General features: G+C 67.5%; 18 protein-coding genes and 1 riboswitch. Of the genes, 15 read left to right on the plus strand and 3 right to left on the minus strand.

What is annotated here, in order from left to right; genetic code table 11:
* Positions 1 to 47: 47 nt before the first annotated feature.
* Genes HHL10_RS18980 through HHL10_RS18990 form a run of 3 tightly spaced genes read left to right on the plus strand, consistent with a single transcriptional unit; the run spans position 48 to position 4,469 of the window.
* On the plus strand, positions 48 to 3,353 hold the full coding sequence (locus HHL10_RS18980) for a heavy metal translocating P-type ATPase (RefSeq protein ID WP_259373263.1): 3,306 nt from the start codon (positions 48 to 50) through the stop codon (positions 3,351 to 3,353).
* The gene (locus HHL10_RS18985) at positions 3,343 to 3,816 is read left to right on the plus strand and encodes a disulfide bond formation protein B (RefSeq protein WP_169161962.1); all 474 of its coding nucleotides are present in this window, start codon (positions 3,343 to 3,345) and stop codon (positions 3,814 to 3,816) included. Before HHL10_RS18980 ends, HHL10_RS18985 begins: the two co-directional genes overlap by 11 nt.
* Positions 3,813 to 4,469, plus strand: a complete 657-nt coding sequence (locus HHL10_RS18990) for a DsbA family protein (RefSeq protein ID WP_169161963.1) — start codon at positions 3,813 to 3,815, stop codon at positions 4,467 to 4,469. Before HHL10_RS18985 ends, HHL10_RS18990 begins: the two co-directional genes overlap by 4 nt.
* A 511-nt stretch (positions 4,470 to 4,980) precedes the next feature.
* Here HHL10_RS18990 and HHL10_RS18995 read toward each other — a convergent pair.
* Both HHL10_RS18995 and HHL10_RS19000 read right to left on the minus strand, forming a co-directional pair.
* Positions 4,981 to 6,309, minus strand: a complete 1,329-nt coding sequence (locus tag HHL10_RS18995) for a heavy metal sensor histidine kinase (protein WP_169161964.1) — start codon at positions 6,307 to 6,309, stop codon at positions 4,981 to 4,983.
* Complete coding sequence (locus HHL10_RS19000; RefSeq protein ID WP_169161965.1) at positions 6,306 to 6,992, minus strand: heavy metal response regulator transcription factor; 687 nt, start codon at positions 6,990 to 6,992, stop codon at positions 6,306 to 6,308. The genes HHL10_RS18995 and HHL10_RS19000 overlap by 4 nt, the downstream gene beginning before the upstream one ends.
* Positions 6,993 to 7,142: 150 nt before the next feature.
* On the opposite strand from HHL10_RS19000, the gene HHL10_RS19005 reads away from it, so the two are divergent.
* The 10 genes from HHL10_RS19005 to HHL10_RS19050 all read left to right on the plus strand — a co-directional run bounded on the left by HHL10_RS19005 (position 7,143) and on the right by HHL10_RS19050 (position 16,554).
* Complete coding sequence (locus HHL10_RS19005; RefSeq protein WP_169161966.1) at positions 7,143 to 7,442, plus strand: hypothetical protein; 300 nt, start codon at positions 7,143 to 7,145, stop codon at positions 7,440 to 7,442.
* Between the two features lie 52 nt (positions 7,443 to 7,494).
* Positions 7,495 to 7,824 (plus strand): hypothetical protein, encoded by a 330-nt coding sequence (locus tag HHL10_RS19010; RefSeq protein WP_169161967.1) that lies wholly within the window; start codon positions 7,495 to 7,497, stop codon positions 7,822 to 7,824.
* 64 nt (positions 7,825 to 7,888) lie between these two features.
* Complete coding sequence (locus HHL10_RS19015) at positions 7,889 to 8,254, plus strand: hypothetical protein (RefSeq protein WP_169161968.1); 366 nt, start codon at positions 7,889 to 7,891, stop codon at positions 8,252 to 8,254.
* Positions 8,255 to 8,368: 114 nt separating this feature from the next.
* Positions 8,369 to 9,625: a TolC family protein gene (locus HHL10_RS19020; protein WP_169161969.1), complete on the plus strand. Its 1,257-nt coding sequence runs from the start codon at positions 8,369 to 8,371 to the stop codon at positions 9,623 to 9,625.
* Positions 9,626 to 9,633: 8 nt separating this feature from the next.
* A complete protein-coding gene (locus tag HHL10_RS19025) occupies positions 9,634 to 10,269 on the plus strand; it encodes a hypothetical protein (protein ID WP_235971629.1) in 636 nt (211 codons plus the stop codon).
* A complete protein-coding gene (locus tag HHL10_RS19030; protein WP_205833119.1) occupies positions 10,266 to 11,378 on the plus strand; it encodes an efflux RND transporter periplasmic adaptor subunit in 1,113 nt (370 codons plus the stop codon). The genes HHL10_RS19025 and HHL10_RS19030 overlap by 4 nt, the downstream gene beginning before the upstream one ends.
* A gap of 13 nt (positions 11,379 to 11,391) precedes the next feature.
* Positions 11,392 to 14,511 (plus strand): efflux RND transporter permease subunit, encoded by a 3,120-nt coding sequence (locus HHL10_RS19035; RefSeq protein WP_169161970.1) that lies wholly within the window; start codon positions 11,392 to 11,394, stop codon positions 14,509 to 14,511.
* A 48-nt stretch (positions 14,512 to 14,559) separates the two neighbouring features.
* Positions 14,560 to 14,952: a hypothetical protein gene (locus HHL10_RS19040; RefSeq protein ID WP_169161971.1), complete on the plus strand. Its 393-nt coding sequence runs from the start codon at positions 14,560 to 14,562 to the stop codon at positions 14,950 to 14,952.
* A gap of 156 nt (positions 14,953 to 15,108) precedes the next feature.
* On the plus strand, positions 15,109 to 15,540 hold the full coding sequence (locus HHL10_RS19045) for a hypothetical protein (protein WP_169161972.1): 432 nt from the start codon (positions 15,109 to 15,111) through the stop codon (positions 15,538 to 15,540).
* A 75-nt stretch (positions 15,541 to 15,615) separates the two neighbouring features.
* Positions 15,616 to 16,554, plus strand: coding sequence for a cation diffusion facilitator family transporter (locus HHL10_RS19050; protein WP_169161973.1), 939 nt, complete (start codon positions 15,616 to 15,618; stop codon positions 16,552 to 16,554).
* A 143-nt stretch (positions 16,555 to 16,697) separates the two neighbouring features.
* On the opposite strand, the gene HHL10_RS19055 is transcribed toward HHL10_RS19050, so the two are convergent.
* Positions 16,698 to 16,874, minus strand: a complete 177-nt coding sequence (locus HHL10_RS19055) for a hypothetical protein (RefSeq protein ID WP_169161974.1) — start codon at positions 16,872 to 16,874, stop codon at positions 16,698 to 16,700.
* A 192-nt stretch (positions 16,875 to 17,066) separates the two neighbouring features.
* Between HHL10_RS19055 and HHL10_RS19060 the strand changes: the two genes are divergently transcribed.
* On the plus strand, positions 17,067 to 17,249 hold the full coding sequence (locus HHL10_RS19060; RefSeq protein WP_310734630.1) for a PQQ-dependent sugar dehydrogenase: 183 nt from the start codon (positions 17,067 to 17,069) through the stop codon (positions 17,247 to 17,249).
* A gap of 307 nt (positions 17,250 to 17,556) precedes the next feature.
* A riboswitch (yybP-ykoY riboswitch) is annotated at positions 17,557 to 17,728 on the plus strand.
* Positions 17,729 to 17,740: 12 nt separating this feature from the next.
* Positions 17,741 to 18,313, plus strand: a complete 573-nt coding sequence (gene mntP, locus HHL10_RS19065; RefSeq protein WP_169161975.1) for a manganese efflux pump MntP — start codon at positions 17,741 to 17,743, stop codon at positions 18,311 to 18,313.
* Positions 18,314 to 18,692 lie beyond the last annotated feature (379 nt).

Below are 18,692 nucleotides of genomic sequence, written 5' to 3' on the forward strand. Positions count from 1 at the left end.
CTTCACCGTTTGCAATGCTATGGAGCCCCGCTCAGAGCCATTTGAGAATGAAGACCGATCAAGCAAGCATCGCAGGAAACACAGCAGGCGTCGCCGTTGCCCATCTCCCGCCCACTGACGAAGGTGGCAGCTTGGCTGTCTTCCTAATCCCGAACATGGATTGCCACTCGGAAGAGCGCGCCATCCGGGATCGACTCGCGAGCCTGGCGCAGATCCAGTCCCTGTCCTTCGACTTGCCAGGGCGCCGACTCACCGTGAGCCACTCGCTGCCATCGCCGCAGCCGCTCGTCGAGGCGCTGCACGAGATCGGCATGCAGGCGTCGCTGGAGCAGGCACCGGCTGCAGATACCGGTGGCGGCTCATGTGGTGCGTCCTGCGCTTCCTCCTGCGGTGGCTCGGCAGCAACGTTGTCCGAGGACGTCTTCACCATCCCGAACATGGACTGCCGCTCGGAAGAAGCGGCCATTCGTGAACGGCTGGGCAAGCTGGCACAGGTCCAGGCCTTGTCCTTCGACTTGCCGGGCCGCCGCCTCACCGTGACCCACTCGCTCGCATCGCCGCAACCATTGGTCGAGGCGCTGCACGAGATCGGCATGCACGCATCCCTGGGTGTGGTGGCTGCAGGAACCGACAGCGGCTCATGTGGCGCCACCTGCGGTTCGGCGTGCGGCGGCTCACCAGCAACGTTGTCCAAGGACGTCTTCACGATCCCGAACATGGATTGCCGCTCCGAGGAGGCCGCAATCCGCCACCGCCTGGGCCAACTCCAGGGCGTCGAGGCGATGGAGTTCGACCTTGCTGCCCATCGGTTGTCAGTGGCGCACGCCCTGCCTTCGGTGCAGCCGATCCTGGCGGCGTTGGAGGCGATCGGCATGCGCGCCTCGTTGGGCGAGGAAGCCGCAGCGCCCAAGGCCAGCGATCATGAAGCGCAAGCCGCGAGTTGTGGCCCCTGTGGCAAGCCTGTGGCCAGCCCCGGGCCTGCGGCCACCGGCAACACGCTGCAGTTGCTGATTACGAACATGGACTGCCCGACCGAGGAGGCGTTGATCCGCAAGCGCCTGGGCAAGGTCAGTGGAGTCGACCGGCTGGACTTCGACCTGATGAACCGCCGCCTGGCGGTGCAGCACCGGTTGCCTGACACCACGCCGGTGCTGTCGGCCCTGCGCGAGATCGGCATGGATGCCACGGTCGAGCGGGAGGCTGGACCGAGCCCGAAGGGGCAGGCGACCTACCTGATCGAGAAGATGGACTGCCCCACCGAGGAGGCGTTGCTGCGCAAGGCGCTGCAGGGCATGCCTGGGGTCAGCAGCCTGCAGTTCGACCTGATGAGCCGCACGCTCACGGTCAGCCACGAATTGCCGGATGAGGCGCCGATCACGGCCGCCATCGAGCGGCTGGGGATGTCACCCGTGCTGCGCGACCGCAGCCAGCCGGCTCCGGCCGTGACACGTGAGTTCGGCACGGGCATCTCCAAGGCCCAGTGGGCACGGATGGGTGCCGCCGGCGTCCTGGCCATTGGTGCGGAAGCGATGGCCTTTGCCGGCCTGGGAGAGTCGTCCTGGCCGGTGGTGGGGGCGGCGCTGGCCGCGATCGCGCTGGGCGGCATCGAGACCCTGAAGAAGGGCTGGATCGCGCTGCGGACGCTGTCGTTGAACATGAACCTGCTGATGACGATTGCCGTCACCGGCGCGGCCCTGATCGGCCAGTGGCCTGAGGCGGCGGTTGTCATCTGGCTGTTTGGCATCGCCGAGATGATCGAGGCGCTGAGCCTGGACCGCGCGCGCAATGCGATTCGGGCGCTGATGAACCTGGCCCCCGAGACCGCCCTGGCCAGGCAATCCGACGGACGCTGGGAAGAGGTCCGCGCAGAGAGCGTCCCCATGGGCGCATTGGTGCGCGTGCGCCCGGGCGAGCGCATCGCGCTGGACGGCGTGGTGGTTTCTGGTGGCTCCTCGGTCAACCAGGCGCCGATCACCGGCGAGAGCATGCCGGTGGAGAAAAACCCGGGTGATACGGTCTTCGCCGGGACGATCAACGAGCGTGGCACGCTGGAGTTCGAGGTGCGCTCGCGCAAGGGCGAAACCACGCTCGACCGCATCGCCCGCTCGGTGCAGGAGGCGCAGGGCCAGCGCGCCCCCACGCAGCGCTTCGTCGATCGCTTCGCCAGCGTCTACACCCCGATCGTCTTTGCCCTGGCCGTGGCCGTGGCCGTGATTCCGCCACTGCTCTTTGGCGGGGCCTGGTTCGACTGGGGCTACAAGGCGCTGGTGATGCTGGTGATCGCCTGCCCCTGCGCCCTTGTGATTTCCACGCCGGTCACCGTGGTCAGCGGGCTGGCCGCCGCGGCTCGCCGCGGAATCCTGGTCAAGGGCGGCTTGTACCTGGAGCAGGGCCGGCTGCTGCGCGCAGTCGCGCTGGACAAGACCGGCACGCTGACACACGGCCGCCCGAGCCTGACCGATACGGTGGCGCTGGGCGCCATGTCGCAGGACGAGGCCCTGCGCGTGGCGGCCAGCCTGGACGCCTTGTCCGAACATCCCGTGGCCACGGCCATCGTGAGCGCCTACGGGGCGCGACCGCACGCCGTGGTGCAGCGCTTCGAAGCGCTGGCCGGCCGTGGCGTAAAGGGTGACATCGACGGTGTGACCTACTACATCGGCAACCAGCGGCTTGCCGACGAGCTGGGCGTGGCCGACGAACGCGTGCGCGAAGAGCTGGAGCGACTGGAGGCCCAGGCCAAGACTGCCGTCGTGCTGGCCACGGCAAGCCAAGCGCTGGCCGTTCTCGCCGTGGCGGACACGGTGCGGGAGAGCAGCAAGCAGGCCGTGGCCGAGCTCAAGCAGCTCGGTGTCGAGCCGGTCATGCTCACGGGCGACAACCGCAAGACGGCCGAGGCCGTCGCCGCGCGGGTTGGCATCACGGATGTCCGTGGCGAGATGCTGCCGCACGACAAGCTCGCGGCCGTGGAGCAGCTGGCCTCCCAGGCGCCGGTGGGCATGGTCGGTGACGGCGTGAACGATGCGCCGGCGCTGGTCAAGTCGAACATCGGCTTCGCCATGGGTGCCGCGGGCACCGACACCGCCATCGAGACGGCCGACGTGGCACTGATGCAGGATGACCTGCGCAAGCTGCCCGAGTTCATCCGGCTGTCGCGGCGCGTGGGTGGCGTGCTCAGGGCCAACATCACGTTTGCCATCGGCACCAAGGCCATCTTCATGGTGCTGGCCTTCACGGGCCATGCCAGCCTGTGGCTGGCGATCCTGGCCGACATGGGCGCGAGTCTGGCCGTGGTCTTCAACGGCCTGCGGCTGCTCAAGGGCTCACCCTCAGGACGCACGCACCATGCCGGTTGACCGCGCGCGGCGTCCGCCTGGCATGGGTGTGGGCCGGCCTGGTCAAGCGATGCGCGGCTGGTCGCTGCTGCTTGTGGCATGGCTGGTCGCGCTGATGGCGACCGCAGGAGCACTGTTCATCGGGGAAGTCATGGGCATGACGCCCTGCGTGCTGTGCTGGTACCAGCGCATCTTCATGTTTCCGCTGGCGATCATCCTGGCCATCGCCTGCTACAGCGAAGACCGGCGAGGCGCCGTCTACGCCTTGCCCCTGGCCGCGGGTGGTGCCGCGCTGGCCACTTATCACACGCTGCTGGTCGCTGGCCTGGCGCCCAAGGCATGGATTCCGTGCGGTGCCGGCGTGTCCTGCGCGGACCAGCGACTGGTCATCCTGGGCGATGTCCAGATTCCCTGGCTGTCCCTGGCCGCGTTCCTCGCCATCCTCGGCCTGCTCTCCGTCTACCTGCGAAAGACCTCGAAGTGAATTCCAAGAAGCTGACCGTATCGCTCCTGCTCGGCGCCGTGCTGATTGCCTTTCTCCTGGGCATGAGCGCCTACCAAAAGCGGGCCCAGGAATCACAGCAGCAAACCGCCACCGAGCAGGCAAACCGTCTGGTGCGCATGCATTCGCCCGTGCTGGGGCCGCTAAACGCGCCGGTGACGATCGTGGAATTCTTCGACCCGGCGTGCGAGACCTGCCGGGCGTTCTACCCCATCGTCAAGGACCTGATGGCCAAGTACCCCAACGACGTCCGTGTCGTCGTGCGGTATGCGCCCTTCCACCAGGGTTCGGACCAGGTCATCGCACTGCTGGAGGCGTCAAGGCGCCAGGGGAAGTACGAGGCCGTTCTGCAAGCGGTCCTGGCCGCGCAGCCCATGTGGGCCGACCATGCCCAGCCCAATGTCGAGCTCGCCTTCAGGGCAGCGCAGGAAGCCGGAGTGGATCTGCAAAAGGCCCGGGCCGATGCAGAACTGCCGGCGGTGCGCTCCGTGCTGGAGCAGGACGTGGAGGACTTGAACGCGCTGGGTGTCAACAAGACGCCGACCTTCTTTGTCAATGGCCGGGCGCTGCCCAGCTTCGGTGCCGAGCAACTCGCTGCGTTGGTGGCCGAGGAGGTGGCCAGCGCCAGGAAGTGAATAGCGCCGGCGTCCCGAATCCCGCAGACACGGCACCGGTTGCCGCAACCCTGTAGTTGCTATGCTTTTTTGACGCGCCACTGGCTCCTGGTCCTCCTCATGGCAATCCAGCCGCTGCAGCCGTGCTAGGCTGCGGTGGCGGGGTGCTGCCCGGAGGAGCTGGCTCAGGCGGTGCTCTTCGGGCGACACGGGCATGAGCACCGCGACCACGGCACCAGCGGCAAGGAGCCCCAGGCCGACAAGAAGAGCCCGCCGACGGTGGACGACGACTGCGGCACCTGCCAGCTTGGCCACGCGCCGGCGCTTCCCACCAACGCGCCTGCCTTGGCACCTTCCGTATTGCCACCGCGCATGGCGTTGCAGCCTGCGCTGCCCGGCTCGCCCGTCCCGGCGCTGCCAGAACGCCCCGACCGACACCTCGCCGGCTCTGCCTTGTAGACGTTCCCCCACACGCGCCGCAAGGCAACGTCCTGGTGCGCGGAAATGCGCTTTCTCGCCGTTGTTTTCCCGCTCATGCAGCCGGCAGCCTCAGGCCGATGGTGGTGCAACCGGCTTGGGACGTCGCGAAGGTTTCACCGTCGTGCATTCTGGCGATGGCGGCCACGATGGCCAGGCCCAGCCCGTGATTGATGTCACTGTGCTCACGTGATGCTTCCGCCCTGTAGAAACGATCGAACAGGTGCGGCAGGTGTTCGCGGGCGATCTCGTTGCCCATGTTGCTCACGCTGAGCTGCAGGACATCGCAGGAGGGCATCGTGACGTCCACGTCCACGATGGTCCCTGCGCTGGCATAGCGGGTTGCATTGGAGAGCAGATTCGACAGCGCCCGGCGCAACAGTGCCGCGTCGAACGCGCCCGACGCATCGCCCGTCACGCGAACCTGCAGCCCAGCCTCGTGCAGGCAGGCCTCATGAAACTCCGCCACGTCGCTGGCCATCGCGGCAACGCTGGGCACGGGCGTGCGGCGCGCCCTGGCGCCCCGGTCCGCTTTGGAGAGGAACAGCATGTCGTTGACGATGCCCGCGAGCCGCTGCAGATCTTCGAGGTTGGTGCCGATGACCTCCTGCAGCTCCTGCACGGAGCGCGGCCGGCTCAGCGCCACCTCGCTGTGGCCGATGAGCGCTGCCAGGGGCGTGCGCAGCTCATGGGCCACATCGGCATTGAAGGCCTCGAGCTGGGCGTAGGCCCGCTCCAGCCGTCCCAGCAAGTCGTTGAACTGCTTAACGACCGGCTGAAGCTCCTCGGGCTGGCCGCTTCCGTCGAGCCGTCCGTGGAGCCCATCCGGCCCGAGTGAGCGGATCTGGCGGGACAGCGCCAGCACCGGGGACAGGCTGCGACGCACCAGCATGAACCCGGTGACCGAGATCAGCATGGCGCCCGCCAGCGTGCTCACGATCAATATCGCCCCCAGCCGGTCCAGCAGGCTGTCATCCGCGCTGGTGTCGAGCACCAGCTCGCCGTGCACGCTGCCCTGCGGCGACGGCAGCCAACGGCGCTCGAAGGCTGCCTGGCGCGTCTGGCTGCCGCGGCGTTGCACCGTGCGCTCGTACAGCGCAGTGCCGTCCGGCAGTGTTAGGCGCAGCCCCATGCCGGCGCTGCCGACAAAGAAGTCGTCGAGCTTGTGGCGCAGGGTCCCCACATTGGCGTCGCTCACCGCCTCGTCCAGCAGGTGCTCGACCACGACCTGGCGTTGCGTCAGCGTTTCCTGCTGGCGCATGGACAGGCTCCACGCCGTGGCCAGATACACGCCCATGGACACCAAGGCCAGTCCCATCAGGCTCTGGACGGCCTGCCAGCCCGACAGGTGCCACACCAGCGAGCGCCCCAGCGGCCGTCTCACGGCCCGCGGTCCTCCAGCACGTAGCCCATGCCCCGCACGGTATGCAGCAGCTTCTTGTCGAAAGGATCGTCGAGCTTGCTGCGCAGGCGCCGCACGGCGACCTCCACCACGTTGGTATCGCTGTCGAAATTCATGTCCCAGACCTGCTCGGCGATCACGGTGCGCGACAGCACCTCGCCGCGGCGCTGCAGCAGCACGGTGAGCAGCAGGAACTCCTTGGCCGTGAGATCGAGCCGCTGTCCGCCACGGGTGGCGCGCCGGCGCACCAGGTCCAGCTCCAGGTCCGCCAGTTGCATCCGGTTCGCGTCCTGCTCGGCACGCTGTGGCGCGCCACGGCGCAGCAGCGCCTGCACGCGGGCCAGCAACTCCGAGAATGCAAAGGGCTTGACCAGATAGTCGTCAGCCCCCTCCTGCAGCCCCTTGACGCGGTCGTCCACCGCATCGCGCGCGGTCAGCATCAGCACCGGCGTGTTGCGTACCGCGCGCAAGGCGCGCAGCACCGCAAAGCCGTCGATGCCGGGCAGCATCACGTCGAGCAGCACCAGGTCGAAGCCGCCTTCGAGCGCCAGATGCACGCCACCGATGCCATCGTGCGCCACGTCCACGACGTACCCGTTTTCTGACAAGCCCTTGCGCAAGTACTCGGCCAGGCGCTTCTCGTCTTCGATCACCAGCAATCGCATGGCGCGATTGTCGGCTCCCGTGCAATGCGGCAAGCCCACGGGAAGATGACGAAATTGTCATCTGCGCGCCACTCGTGCGTCGAGGTCCGGTTTCTACAGTGCTTCCACGGTCGCCGATGTAGCGGCCAACGTCAAAGAAGGAAGTGCCTCATGAATACCCGGAAATTCTCGGTTGTAGCCGCCCTTGCCGCTGCGCTGCTGGCGCCGGCTGTTTCCATGGCGGATTCGCCCTGGGTGCCGGCCAACAACAACCAGGGCTACCAGTACCAGCCGGATCATGGCCACACGGACAAGGGCGCAGCAGGCCGCAGTGCCGCCAGCATCAACACGGCGGCGAGTACCTCCGCCGCTGCCGCGAGTGGCAAGACCCGCGAACAGGTCCGCAACGAGTATCTGAATATGTCCGCTGCCGAAAAGCAGCGCATGCAGGAGCTGTTCCGCGGCAATTGAGCGCACGCGCTGCAACTCCCACCATTTTTCAAGTTCGGAAGAAGCATCTCCCATGAAATCCCGTCAATACCAGATCGTGACGCTGGTGGCCGCTGCCTTGCTCGCGCCTGCCATTTCCATGGCCAACACTGAATGGCACCAGGAGAACAGCGACCGGGGCTTCAGCTACCACCCTGAGCATGCCCAGCGCACGCTCGGCCGTGCCCAAGTCCAGAGCGACGCGCGCTCAGCCGAGCCGGGCCGGATCATTCGCGAAGGTGCGCCGCTGGACACCTTCCCGGCAGCCACGAGCACCAGGACCCGCGAGCAGGTGCGCAGTGAACAGTTGAGCCTGTCGGCCGACGAGAAGCAGCGCTTGCAGCAGCTCACGCGCGGCAACTGAGCACGCGTCAGCCCGCGACATCCTGTGCGGCAGGCGGGCGCATTGGTGTTGATACACTGGCAAGATGCGCCGTTTTGTGCTTGTCCTGCTCATTGCACTGCTGCCGCTCCAGGCCGTCTGGGCAGCCGCGGCGAACGCGTGCGGGCACGAGCACATGAGCGGCAAGGCGCACTTCGGCCACCACGAGCATGTGCACACGGCCAAGGTCACTGCCGCCGCGGATGACGTTCCCGACGCCGGCGCGGCGGACTGGTCCTGTGGCGCGGACTGCTCGACATGCCACGGTCATGGCTGGTCTGCAGTCTTGCTGGATTCCCCACCGGCCCTCACTCAGACTGGACCGGGCTTCGTGCCCAGCGCCTATGAGCGCTTCGTTGCCCAGCGCTACTTGGACAATCCGCTGCGTCCTCCTCTCGCACGCCTGATCTGAGATCCGGACGGGACGGCCGGGCCACGCCCGGTTGATACGCCGCTGTAGCGGCGCGTCGCACCGTCCTGCCTGACAAAACCGCGGGCTGCGGCCCGCTCGCTTGCGAGAGATTCCATGACATTCGGACCCTGGGGCCGGGGTGCGGGCCGATCCGCATCCGCCCTGGCATTGGCGGTGCTGCTCGCCGGCGTGCCTGCACACGCACAAGACACCGCAGCCTCTTCCTCCATCACGCTCAGGCAGGCTTTCGAAAGCGTCTGGCAGCGCCAGCCCGAGGCCCGCAGCGCGGCGGTGCGGCGTGACGCCACGAGCGCCCGGCTCGAAGCCGCGCAAAGCTGGACGCCTGAGCCGGCAGCGCTGGAGGTTTCAGCGCGCAGCGACCGCCCGGTTCGCAACAACGGCCAGCGCGAGTACGAGGCCGGCGTGGCCGTCCCGTTGTGGCTGCCTGGCGAGCGCGGGCGCGCGCAGGCGGTGGCCGAGGCCGAGCGCCAGGCGGTGGACAGCCGCGTGCTGGCCGCGCAGCTGCGCGTGGCGGGTGAGGTGCGCGAGGCATGGTGGAGCGTCCACCGTGCCCGGCTCGAAGCCGATCTGGCCCGCGCGAGGCTGGCCAATGCCCAGCAATTGGCGGCCGACGTGGCGCGCCGCGTGGCTGCAGGCGACCTTTCCCGGGCGGACCAGCATCAGGCCGAGGGCGCGGTGGCCGCTGCGCGCGCCGCCGCAGCCGAGGCATCGGCGCTGCAGGCGCAGGCACTGCAGACCTTGCAGGCGCTGGTGGGCGTGGGCGTGAGCCAAACGCTGCCCGACACGCCCGAAGCCGTGCCTGCGACGACAGCTCAGCTGCCACACCCGCTGCTGGTCGAGTTGCAGGACCGCGCCGAAGTGGCGCGCCGCAGCCAAGCGCTGGCCAGCGTGCAAAGGCGCGCCAATCCAGAGCTGGCGCTGGCACTCACGCGCGAGCGGGACGGCTTTGGCGAGGCCTACGGCCGTTCGATCACCGTGGGCGTGCGTATTCCCTTGGGTTCCGACAGCCGGCACCGCGCCCGGGTGGCCGCGGCCAGCGCGGAGCAGATCGAGGCCGAGAGCCTGCTCGGCGTGGAGCAGCAGCGGCTGCAAGGCGAGCTTGCCGCCGCCCGCGCGCGCGTGGACGGTGCACGTGAGGTGGTCGAAGCCGCGGCGCAGCGCGCAGCGCTGGCCGGCCAGACGCGCGGCTTCTTCGACAAGGCTTTCCGGCTCGGCGAAGCGGATCTGCCGACGCGGCTGCGTGTCGAGCTGGAAGCCTTCGAGGCCGAACGGTCGCAGGCTCGCGCGCGCATTGAGCTGGCGCAGGCGCTGTCGCAATGGCGCCAGGCCATGGGCCTGCTGCCCGAGTAAGGCACGGCATGCCTGCGCAGACCGCCGCACGTGCCCACACCCATTCAATGCAACGACATCCCGGGACGCTCCTCATGCATGCCCCATACCCCCTCAAGATCCTGGCTGTCGTTGTGACGGCCCTCCAACTGCTGGCGTGGTCGCCCGCGCAGGCCGCGGATGACCATGGCCACGACCATGGCGATGCGCCGGCTGCAGCGGCCGGCCCGGCCTTGCCGCGTTTTGCCGCCGTTTCCGAAGAGTTCGAACTAGTGGGTGTTGTCAATGGCACGCAGCTGACGCTCTACCTGGACCACGCCGACAGCAACAGCCCCGTCAAGGACGCGACGCTGGAGCTCGACATCGGTGGCCAGAAGGTGCCGGTGGAGTCCCACGCCGAAGGCGAGTTCGAGGCCACGCTGGCCAAGCCGCTGCAGCCCGGCACCATTCCCGTGACGGCCACCGTCACCGCCGGTGCCGTCTCTGACCTGCTCGCCGGCGAGCTCGACCTGCACGGCGACGAGCATGCCGAGGAAGCCGCCGCAACCAATTGGCCGCGTCGCGCCGCATGGGCCGGTGGCGGACTTGTCGCACTGGCAGCGCTGGCCTTGGGCCTGAGGCGCTATGCCGCCCGCCGCCGCAACCGCACCGGAGCCGCCGCATGACTTGCTTCAACATCCGACCCGTTGCTGCGCTGCTGGCGCTGGCACTGATCTCGGCGCCGTCGCTGGCCGGCGACGGCCATGACCACGGCGATGCGGCCCCGGCCGCCACCGCTAACGGCCCGCAGCGCCTGCCCGACGGCAGCGTCTTTCTTCCCAAGCCCGCGCAGCGCCAGATGACTGTGCGCACCTCGGCGGTCCAGGCCGGGAAGCTGCCTCGTGCTCTGGAGCTGCCTGGGCGCGTGCAGATGGACCCCAACGCCGGCGGCAAGGTTCAGGCCCTGGTGGCCGGGCGGCTGGAGCCGGGCCCGCGCGGGCTGCCCTCCGTGGGCCAGTCGGTGCGCAAGGGTGACGTGCTGGCCTATGTCGTGCCATCGGCCGATGCGATCGAGCGCTCCAACCAGGCGGCCCAGCTGGCGGAGTTGCGGGCCAGCCGGGATCTGGCGCAAAAGCGCCTGGCGCGCCTGAGAGAGTTGGCCGATACCGTGCCGCGCAAGGAAATCGAGGCGGCCGAGAGCGAGGTCGCCAGCCTGAGCGCGCGCATGGCCGCCATCGGTGGGGGCCTGTCCGGGCGCGATCCGCTGGTGGCTCCCGTGTCGGGCGTGATCGCCTCGGCCAACGCCGTGACGGGACAGGTGGTGGATGCACGCGAGCTGGTGTTCGAGGTGGTGGACCCGACGCGGCTGCGCGTGGAGGCCTTGGCCTTCGACGCCGCGGTGGCGTCCGACGTGGACACGGCGTTCCTGGTGGCCGCCGGGAAGAAGGTGCCGCTGGCCTTCATCGGCGCGTCGCGCACGCTGCGCGAGCAGGCCCTGCCGCTGATGTTCCGCGCCGAAGGCGCGGCGCTGTCGGCGCTGGCGGTGGGCCAGCCCGTGCAGGTGGTGGTGCAGACACGCAGCCGCATCGAAGGCGTGCCCGTGCCGGCCGATACGCTGGTCAAGAACCCGTCGAACCAGAACATCGTCTGGGTCAAGACGGCGCCCGAGCGCTTCGAGCCCAGGGTGGTGACGGTGCAGCCGCTCGACGGCGCGACGGTGGCGGCCACGACGGGTCTCAAGGCGGGCGAGCGGGTCGTGACGCAAGGCGCGACGCTCGTGAACCAGGTTCGCTAAAGGCGCAGCGCACATGTTCAAGTGGCTACTCGACAGCAGCCTGGCCAACCGGCTGCTGGTGATCATCGCGAGCCTGGTGCTGATGGCCTATGGCGCCTTCACGCTTTCGCGCACCCCGGTGGACGTGTTCCCCGACCTCAACAAGCCCACGGTCACCATCATGACCGAGGCCGGCGGCATGGCCGCCGAGGAGGTGGAACAGCTCATCAGCTTCCCGCTGGAGACCACCATGAACGGACTGCCGGGGGTGGAGTCCGTGCGCTCCACTTCAAGCGCCGGCCTGTCCTTCCTCTACGTGACCTTCGACTGGAGCACGGAGATCTTCCGCGCCCGGCAGATGGTGTCCGAGCGTCTGGCGTCCATGGAGGAAGGGATGCCCGCGGGCGTGGTCCCGCGCATGGGCCCCATCAGCTCGATCATGGGCGAGATCATGCAGATCGCCATCCCGATCGACACGGCCAAGATCACGCCGATGGCCGTGCGGGAGTACGCCGACTGGGTGCTGCGTCCGCGCCTCATGGCCATTCCCGGCGTGGCACAGGTCATCCCCATCGGTGGCGAAGTGCGGCAGTTCCAGGTCCAGCCCGACACCCGCCGCATGGCGGACCTGGGCATCTCGCACGACCAGCTCGAAGCGGCGCTGACGAACTACTCCTCCAATACGTCGGGCGGCTTCCTGGAGCTCAACGGTCGCGAGTACCTGATCCGCAACCTCGGGCGCACATCCAGCCTGGAGGACCTCAACAACCTGGCTCTGACGGCCAAGGACGGGCAGCCCATCCTGCTGCGCCAGCTGGCCGAAGTGACGTTCGCGCCGGCGATCCGCCGCGGCGACGCGGGTTTCGAGGGCAAGCCTGCCGTCATCCTGGGCATCCAGAAACAGCCCACCGCCGACACGATCAAGCTCACCCGCTCCATCGAGACGGCGCTCGACGAGATGAAGCGCTCGTTGCCCGCGGGCATGGAAGCGCCACGCGTGACGTTCCGCCAGGCCAGCTTCATCGAGTCGTCGATCGACACGCTGCAGGGCAAGCTCATCGCCGCCTCGGCCTTCGTCGCGGTGATCCTGTTCCTTTTCCTGGGCAACGTGCGCACGACGGTGATCGCGCTGGTGGCGATTCCGGTGTCGATCTTCATCACGGCGCTGGTGTTCCGCTATTTCGGGCTGTCCATCAACACCATGACGCTCGGTGGCCTGGCCATCGCCATCGGCGGCCTGGTGGATGACGCGGTGGTGGGCATCGAGAACGTGATGCGCCGGCTCAAGGAGGACCGCAACCGCCACCATGACCACAGGCTCCATCCCATCGAGGTGGTGGCCCATGCAACGATGGAGGTGCGCTCGGCGATCCTGTACGCCACCGTGATCATCGTGCTGGTGTTCGTGCCGCTGTTCGCGCTGCCGGGCATGGAAGGACGGCTGTTCGTGCCGCTGGGCATCGCCTTCATCGTCTCGACGCTGGCCAGCCTGATCGTGTCGGTGACGGTCACGCCCGTGCTTTCCTTCTACTTGCTGCCGCGCATGAAGTCGCTCGACCACGGCGACACCAGGCTGCTGGCCTGGCTCAAGCGCCACTACAGCAGCGGGCTGCAGAAGGTTCTGAACCGCCCCCGGGCCGCGGTTGCCGCCGGTGCGGTGGCGGTCCTGGCCGCGGCGGTGGCCGTGCCTTTGTTTCCGACCACCTTCCTGCCGCCTTTCAACGAGGGCACGCTGCTCGTCGGGCTGCGCCTGAACCCCGGCGTGACGCTGGCGCAGTCCACCGACATCGCTCGCCAGGCCGAGGTGCTGATCAAGCAAGTGCCCGAGGTGACCCACGTCGGACGCCGCAGCGGCCGCGCGGAACTCGACGAACATGCGGAAGGGGTGCACGTGAGCGAGCTCGACGTGGGCCTCAAGCCCGTGGGCGAGATCACGCGCACCATGCAGGAGGTCCAGGCCGACATCCGCTCGCGTCTGGTGAACCTGCCCGCGGCCGTCTCCATCGGCCAGCCCATCTCGCACCGCATCGACCACATGCTCTCGGGCGTGCGGTCGCAGATCGCCATCAAGATCTTCGGCGAGGACCTCGACACCCTGCGCGGCCAAGCCGACGCCCTGCGTGCCAGGCTCGCCACCATCCCCGGCGTGGCGGACCTGGAGATCGAGAAGCAGGTGCTGGCACCCCAGATCAAGGTGCGCGTGGACTACGCGGCGGCGGCGCGCTACGGGGTGCCTGCGCCGCAGGTGCTCACGGTGCTGCAAAGCCTCGTGGAGGGCGAGAAGGTCACTCAGATCGTCGAGGGCGGCCGGCGCTTCGCGCTGGTGGTCAAGTTGCCCGAGGAGGCCCGCTCGACGCAGGGGCTGCACGATATCCTCATCGAGACGCCCACTGGCCGCATCCCGCTGTCCAAGATCGCCTCCATCGAGGACAGCGACGGCCCCAACCAGATCAGCCGTGACGACGGCAAGCGCCGCATCGTGCTGTCGGCCAACGCGCAGGGCCGGCCGCTGTCGGACATCGTTGCGGACATCCGCCGCGTGGTGGCCGAAACCCGGCTGCCCGAAGGCTACTTCGTGACGCTGGGCGGCCAGTTCCAGGCGCAGGAGGAAGCCTCGCGCCTGGTGGGGCTGCTGTCCATCGTGTCGGCCGTGCTGATGTTCGTCGTGCTCTTCAGCCGCTACAAGAGCTACAAGCTGGCGCTGTTGATCATGGCCAACATCCCGCTGGCGCTCGTTGGCGCGGTGGTGGGACTGTGGCTCGCCGGGCAGCCGCTGTCGGTGGCCGCCCTCGTGGGCTTCATCACGCTGGCGGGCATCTCGGTGCGCAACGGCATCCTCAAGGTCAGCCACTACATCAACCTCATGCGCTTCGAAGGCGAGAACTTCGACCACCGGATGATCGTGCGCGGCTCGCTGGAGCGCTTGAGCCCCGTGCTGATGACGGCCCTGGTGACGGCCTTCGCGCTGGCGCCGCTGCTGTTCGAGGCGGAGCAGCCTGGCACCGAGATCCTGCATCCGGTGGCGGTGGTGATCTTCTCGGGCCTCATCAGCTCGACGCTGCTCGACACCTTCCTGACCCCGGTCATGTTCTGGCTCTTCGGCCGGCAAGACGCCGAGCGGCTGCTCGACGACCGCAATGCCGAAGCCTTCTGAGCCTGGCCCGCACACCCCCATCCTCAACCCGAACCGAAAGGACCCCTCATGAAACTCAAGCGCTTCTGGGCCACCGCAGCCCTGCTGGCAACCCTTGGCACGGCCATGGCGGCACAAGAGCACGAGCATGGCCACGGCCACGAGCCGATGCACGGTGGCGTCGTTGTGGAAGCCAGCGACATGGACTTCGAGCTCGTTGCCAAGGCCGATGTCGTCACGCTGTACCTGCGCGACCACGGCAAGCCCGCGATCACGAAAGGTGGCAGCGGCAAGATCACGCTCCTGAGCGGCAGTGACAAGACCGAGGCCACGCTCGTCCCCGCGGGCGACAACAAGCTCGAAGCCAAGGGCAGCTTCAAGGTCGCTTCCGGCACCAAGGCCGTGGCCATGGTCACGCTGCCGGGCAAGAAGGCGATCAATGTGCGCTTTGCCTTGAAGTAATCCAGACTTCGGCCCTCGGCCTGCGCTTTTGGCGTTGTGGAGGCAAGCATGCATGCAAGGCGTACTGCGCTATTGGCTCTTGCCGGGATCGCCTTGGCAGGCTGCGCCCTGCCAGGCCGGCACCGTGCAGGTGAAGACGGGCGGTATTGCTACAGGGTGAACAGCAAGAGAAGGTACCCTCGCACCTGCACAACAGCGCCTGTTCCTTCGCAGCAGGAGGAGGAACAGGCCAAGCGCTTCGAACCCGCCCCGGGCGTGTTCACGCTCTTCATCGTGCGAAGGCGGTGGGCCGACGCCGTGAACCAGGTAGACATCAGTGTCGATGATGTCGGCCCGGTCACGACAGTGCCGCAGTCCTTCATCCAGGCCCGCCTGGCGTCCGGACGGCACCAGCTGGCACTGAGCTGGGAGGGGGCACAAGCAGTCCTGGAGGTCGAAGGCGTGGCAGGTGAGGTCCGCTTTGTCGAACTTGCAGGATCCACCTGGTTCTGGGGCAGCCGCTATCGATGGGTGGCCAACGACCAGGAGGGCGCGCGTGCGAGGGCACGGGCGAGCCGCCTGATCGCCGTCATGGATCTGGCGCATTGACCTTGCCCAGGGCGTGCCAGCTGCCGCCGGCGTCGCGGTTCAAACAGCACGGCAAGTTGCAAGGGGATAAAGGCCATGGGCGGCGATCACTCACATCACGGGCACCAGCACGGCAGCACGGGCAACCTGAAGACGGCCTTCCTGCTGAACCTCGCCTTCACGGTCATCGAGATCATTGGCGGCTTCTGGACCAACAGCATCGCCATCCTCAGCGATGCCGTGCACGACCTCGGGGACTCCCTGTCGCTCGGACTGGCCTGGTACTTCGACCGGATCTCGAAAAAGGGGGCGACGCCCCACAACACCTATGGCTACCGCCGCTACTCCCTGCTGGGTGGACTGATCACGGCCATCGTGCTGCTGGTCGGGCTGGCCTTCGTCCTGTGGCAAGCGCTCGCCCGGCTGTTCTCTCCGGAGCCCGTCAATGCGCCAGGCATGGTGCTGCTCGCGGTGGTCGGCGTGGCCTTCAATGGCGCAGCCGTGCTGAAGGTGAGACGGGGCTCGTCCCTGACCGAGCGGGTCGTGAGCTGGCACTTGCTGGAGGACACGCTGGGCTGGCTGGCCGTGTTGATCGGTGCAGCGATCATGACCTTTTGGGACCTTCCGATCGTCGATCCCATCCTGTCCATCGGGATCTCGCTCTTCGTCCTCTGGAACGTCGTGCGCAACCTGCGTCAGTTCTTCGATGTTTTCTTGCAGAAAACGCCTAGGACCTTCGATGCACAGCAGTTCGAGCGTTGCGTTCTGGCGATGCCCAAGGTCGCGTCGATGCACCACACCCACAGCTGGTCCATCGACGGCGAGACGCATGTGCTCACCACCCATCTGGTGATGAAGGCAGACGCGAGCCGGGACGATGTGGTGGAGGCGAAAAACCGGGTGCGCAGCCTGCTCGATCGAGAGGCTTTCGTGCACGTCACGGTCGACGTGGAGCTCGAGGGTGAAGAGTGCTTGGCGAGCGAAGAACACAGCCACGCCGGATCGGAATTCCATGCGCACACGCACAATCACTGATCAGAGCGTACGGCGTCTGCTGGCATTCGAGCAGCCCGAGGCCCATGCCGCGCCAGGACAGGCTCACCAGAGGCACAGCCTTCCAATAGTCCGCTTGAGCCGGTCTGCGCGGTGCTCTCTCAGCCGGCGGATCGTCCCCAAGGTCATGGGCGCGGCCGTGCCTTGCTTTTCTTTCTTTGGGCACGCCGCTGCTCACGGCGCTCACGCTTGCGCCTGTAGTTGCGCAACTCCAGGTAAGCGCCATAGACGAGAAGCAACGCCAGACCGATGCCTCCCGTGACGATCAGGTAGGTGAAGGACAGGTCATGCGGATCGGACATTCCGGGATTGTCGCCGCGGTGTCGGCATGGGCAGGAGCGGCCTTCGTTCAACCATACGAGCCATGGTCCTGTCGCCAGAGCAGCGCGCGACACCGTCTTGGTCGTGAATCGACGGGAGGCTGATGCTTTCGCAACTTGGCCGGTTGACTGTCGTGTTGGCGCTGGCCCAACCCGGCGTAGGACGACCTGATCATCGCCGGGCTGGGCGGCAAGGAACTGTGGCGCGTGGTGCTCGACGGCCGCAGCGTAGTGTCGCGCACCCGCATGTACGCTGGCTTGGGTGAGCGTTTTCGACATGTGCAGCAGGCGCCCGATAGTGCGCTGTTGCTGCTGACCGACGAAACCAACGGCCGCATCCTGCGCGTGGCGCGATAACGGTACAGGCGCAACGATTGTGTGATCTTCACGGCGCGGGTCCAGTGACCGAGCCGCTCGGCAAGGATCAATGCGAGCAAGGAAGGTTGCCGTCTGGTTTTTATGCAGGAAGTGCGGCATGGACGTTCAATGGCTGTCGCTGAGCCCAGGCTTATGGAACCTCCGTGCCTGCTGACTGCACAGGTCACCGCGGCCTACGCTCGCTACGGATGCCCACGAGGGCCGCGCCTACCCCAGTACCGGCCTCCACGCCGGCCATGACAGAGCAACACTGGGGGATGCTTTCACAAAGGTATGATTGTCGGCGCCCTTTGGGGAGTAGCCTGCTCGCGCGCTGCGAGCGCCTGCGTCAACACGCTTGGCCGTCACGGCCATGGCGCAGGCAGCTGAGGACATGCATGGTCCTGAGTTGGCAAGACCATCGGCACGTTGACGCATCCCTGGTCGGGCCGTCGCCGTGTCGTTGTTCCTGCCCGACCCGGAAACGGACCATGAACCTCACCGCTACCGCGTTCCTCGCACTTGCCATGTCCACCGATGCCTTTGCCGCTGCGGTGGGCAAGGGCGCAGCCCTGCACAAGCCCCGGTTCAGCGAGGCGCTTCGCACGGGTGCCATCTTTGGCGTCATCGAGGCCCTCACGCCCGTGGTCGGATGGGCACTGGGCTTGGCCGCGGCACAGTACGTGAAGGCGTGGGATCACTGGATCGCGTTCACGCTGTTGACGTTGCTGGGTGCTCGCATGGTGCTCGCCGGCCTCAACGCGCAGGACGACGAGGCGCAGGGCGAGCGGCCGCAACGCCACGGCTTCTGGCTGCTGGCCATCACGGGGTTTGCCACGAGCATCGACGCCATGGCCGTTGGCGTGGGCCTGGCGTTCCTCGACACCGACATCGTCCCGGTGGCCGCCGCCATCGGCGCGACGACGTTCGTGGCGGTCACGACCGGCGTGATGATGGGCCGCGTGCTGGGCGTCGTCGCAGGCAAGCGCGCGGAGATCGCTGGTGGCCTGCTGCTCATCGGCATCGGCGTGGCCATCCTGGTGGAGCATCTACGTGCAGCCTGATTCCCACCGGGAGCAGGCCACATGCAGCGCATCTCCTGGTGGCAGCGGTGAACCAGTCCAAATCCATCGCCGCTTGCCATACGTGACCGCGCCCGCTTGACCTTGACACCGTGGCAAGGATCAAAGTCCAGGGCCAGGGACCAGTCGGTCCCCGCAACGCACAAGCGACCGCCCGGATGGGCTTGAGTGGCGAAATGCCCGCGCTGCGCGTTGCGAGCCTGGTCGGTGCCATCGCGCACCGGCACGATTTTTGGCTCTGATGAATTTCAAGTGGGTTGCCGGGCATGAGGGTTGACCGCGCTGAAGTCCAGCTTGCCGGCGATCAGGAAGATCACGGTCTTGATGGTGGCCATGCGGGTGAAGCCCCGGGCGCGGCGCT

Origin of the sequence: Azohydromonas caseinilytica (assembly GCF_012927045.1) — a bacterium.
Taxonomy (GTDB): Bacteria; Pseudomonadota; Gammaproteobacteria; order Burkholderiales; family Burkholderiaceae_C; genus Azohydromonas; species Azohydromonas caseinilytica.

Excerpts from the sequence above, each read along its gene's own strand:
- HHL10_RS18980 (WP_259373263.1), top strand. The coding sequence starts at position 48 with ATGAAGACCGATCAAGCAAGCATCGCAGGAAACACAGCAGGCGTCGCC.
- HHL10_RS18985 (WP_169161962.1), top strand. The coding sequence starts at position 3,343 with ATGCCGGTTGACCGCGCGCGGCGTCCGCCTGGCATGGGTGTGGGCCGG.
- HHL10_RS19000 (WP_169161965.1), bottom strand. The coding sequence starts at position 6,992 with ATGCGATTGCTGGTGATCGAAGACGAGAAGCGCCTGGCCGAGTACTTG.
- HHL10_RS19005 (WP_169161966.1), top strand. The coding sequence starts at position 7,143 with ATGAATACCCGGAAATTCTCGGTTGTAGCCGCCCTTGCCGCTGCGCTG.
- HHL10_RS19010 (WP_169161967.1), top strand. The coding sequence starts at position 7,495 with ATGAAATCCCGTCAATACCAGATCGTGACGCTGGTGGCCGCTGCCTTG.
- HHL10_RS19015 (WP_169161968.1), top strand. The coding sequence starts at position 7,889 with ATGCGCCGTTTTGTGCTTGTCCTGCTCATTGCACTGCTGCCGCTCCAG.
- HHL10_RS19020 (WP_169161969.1), top strand. The coding sequence starts at position 8,369 with ATGACATTCGGACCCTGGGGCCGGGGTGCGGGCCGATCCGCATCCGCC.
- HHL10_RS19025 (WP_235971629.1), top strand. The coding sequence starts at position 9,634 with ATGCCTGCGCAGACCGCCGCACGTGCCCACACCCATTCAATGCAACGA.
- HHL10_RS19030 (WP_205833119.1), top strand. The coding sequence starts at position 10,266 with ATGACTTGCTTCAACATCCGACCCGTTGCTGCGCTGCTGGCGCTGGCA.
- HHL10_RS19035 (WP_169161970.1), top strand. The coding sequence starts at position 11,392 with ATGTTCAAGTGGCTACTCGACAGCAGCCTGGCCAACCGGCTGCTGGTG.
- HHL10_RS19040 (WP_169161971.1), top strand. The coding sequence starts at position 14,560 with ATGAAACTCAAGCGCTTCTGGGCCACCGCAGCCCTGCTGGCAACCCTT.
- HHL10_RS19050 (WP_169161973.1), top strand. The coding sequence starts at position 15,616 with ATGGGCGGCGATCACTCACATCACGGGCACCAGCACGGCAGCACGGGC.
- HHL10_RS19055 (WP_169161974.1), bottom strand. The coding sequence starts at position 16,874 with ATGTCCGATCCGCATGACCTGTCCTTCACCTACCTGATCGTCACGGGA.
- mntP (WP_169161975.1), top strand. The coding sequence starts at position 17,741 with ATGAACCTCACCGCTACCGCGTTCCTCGCACTTGCCATGTCCACCGAT.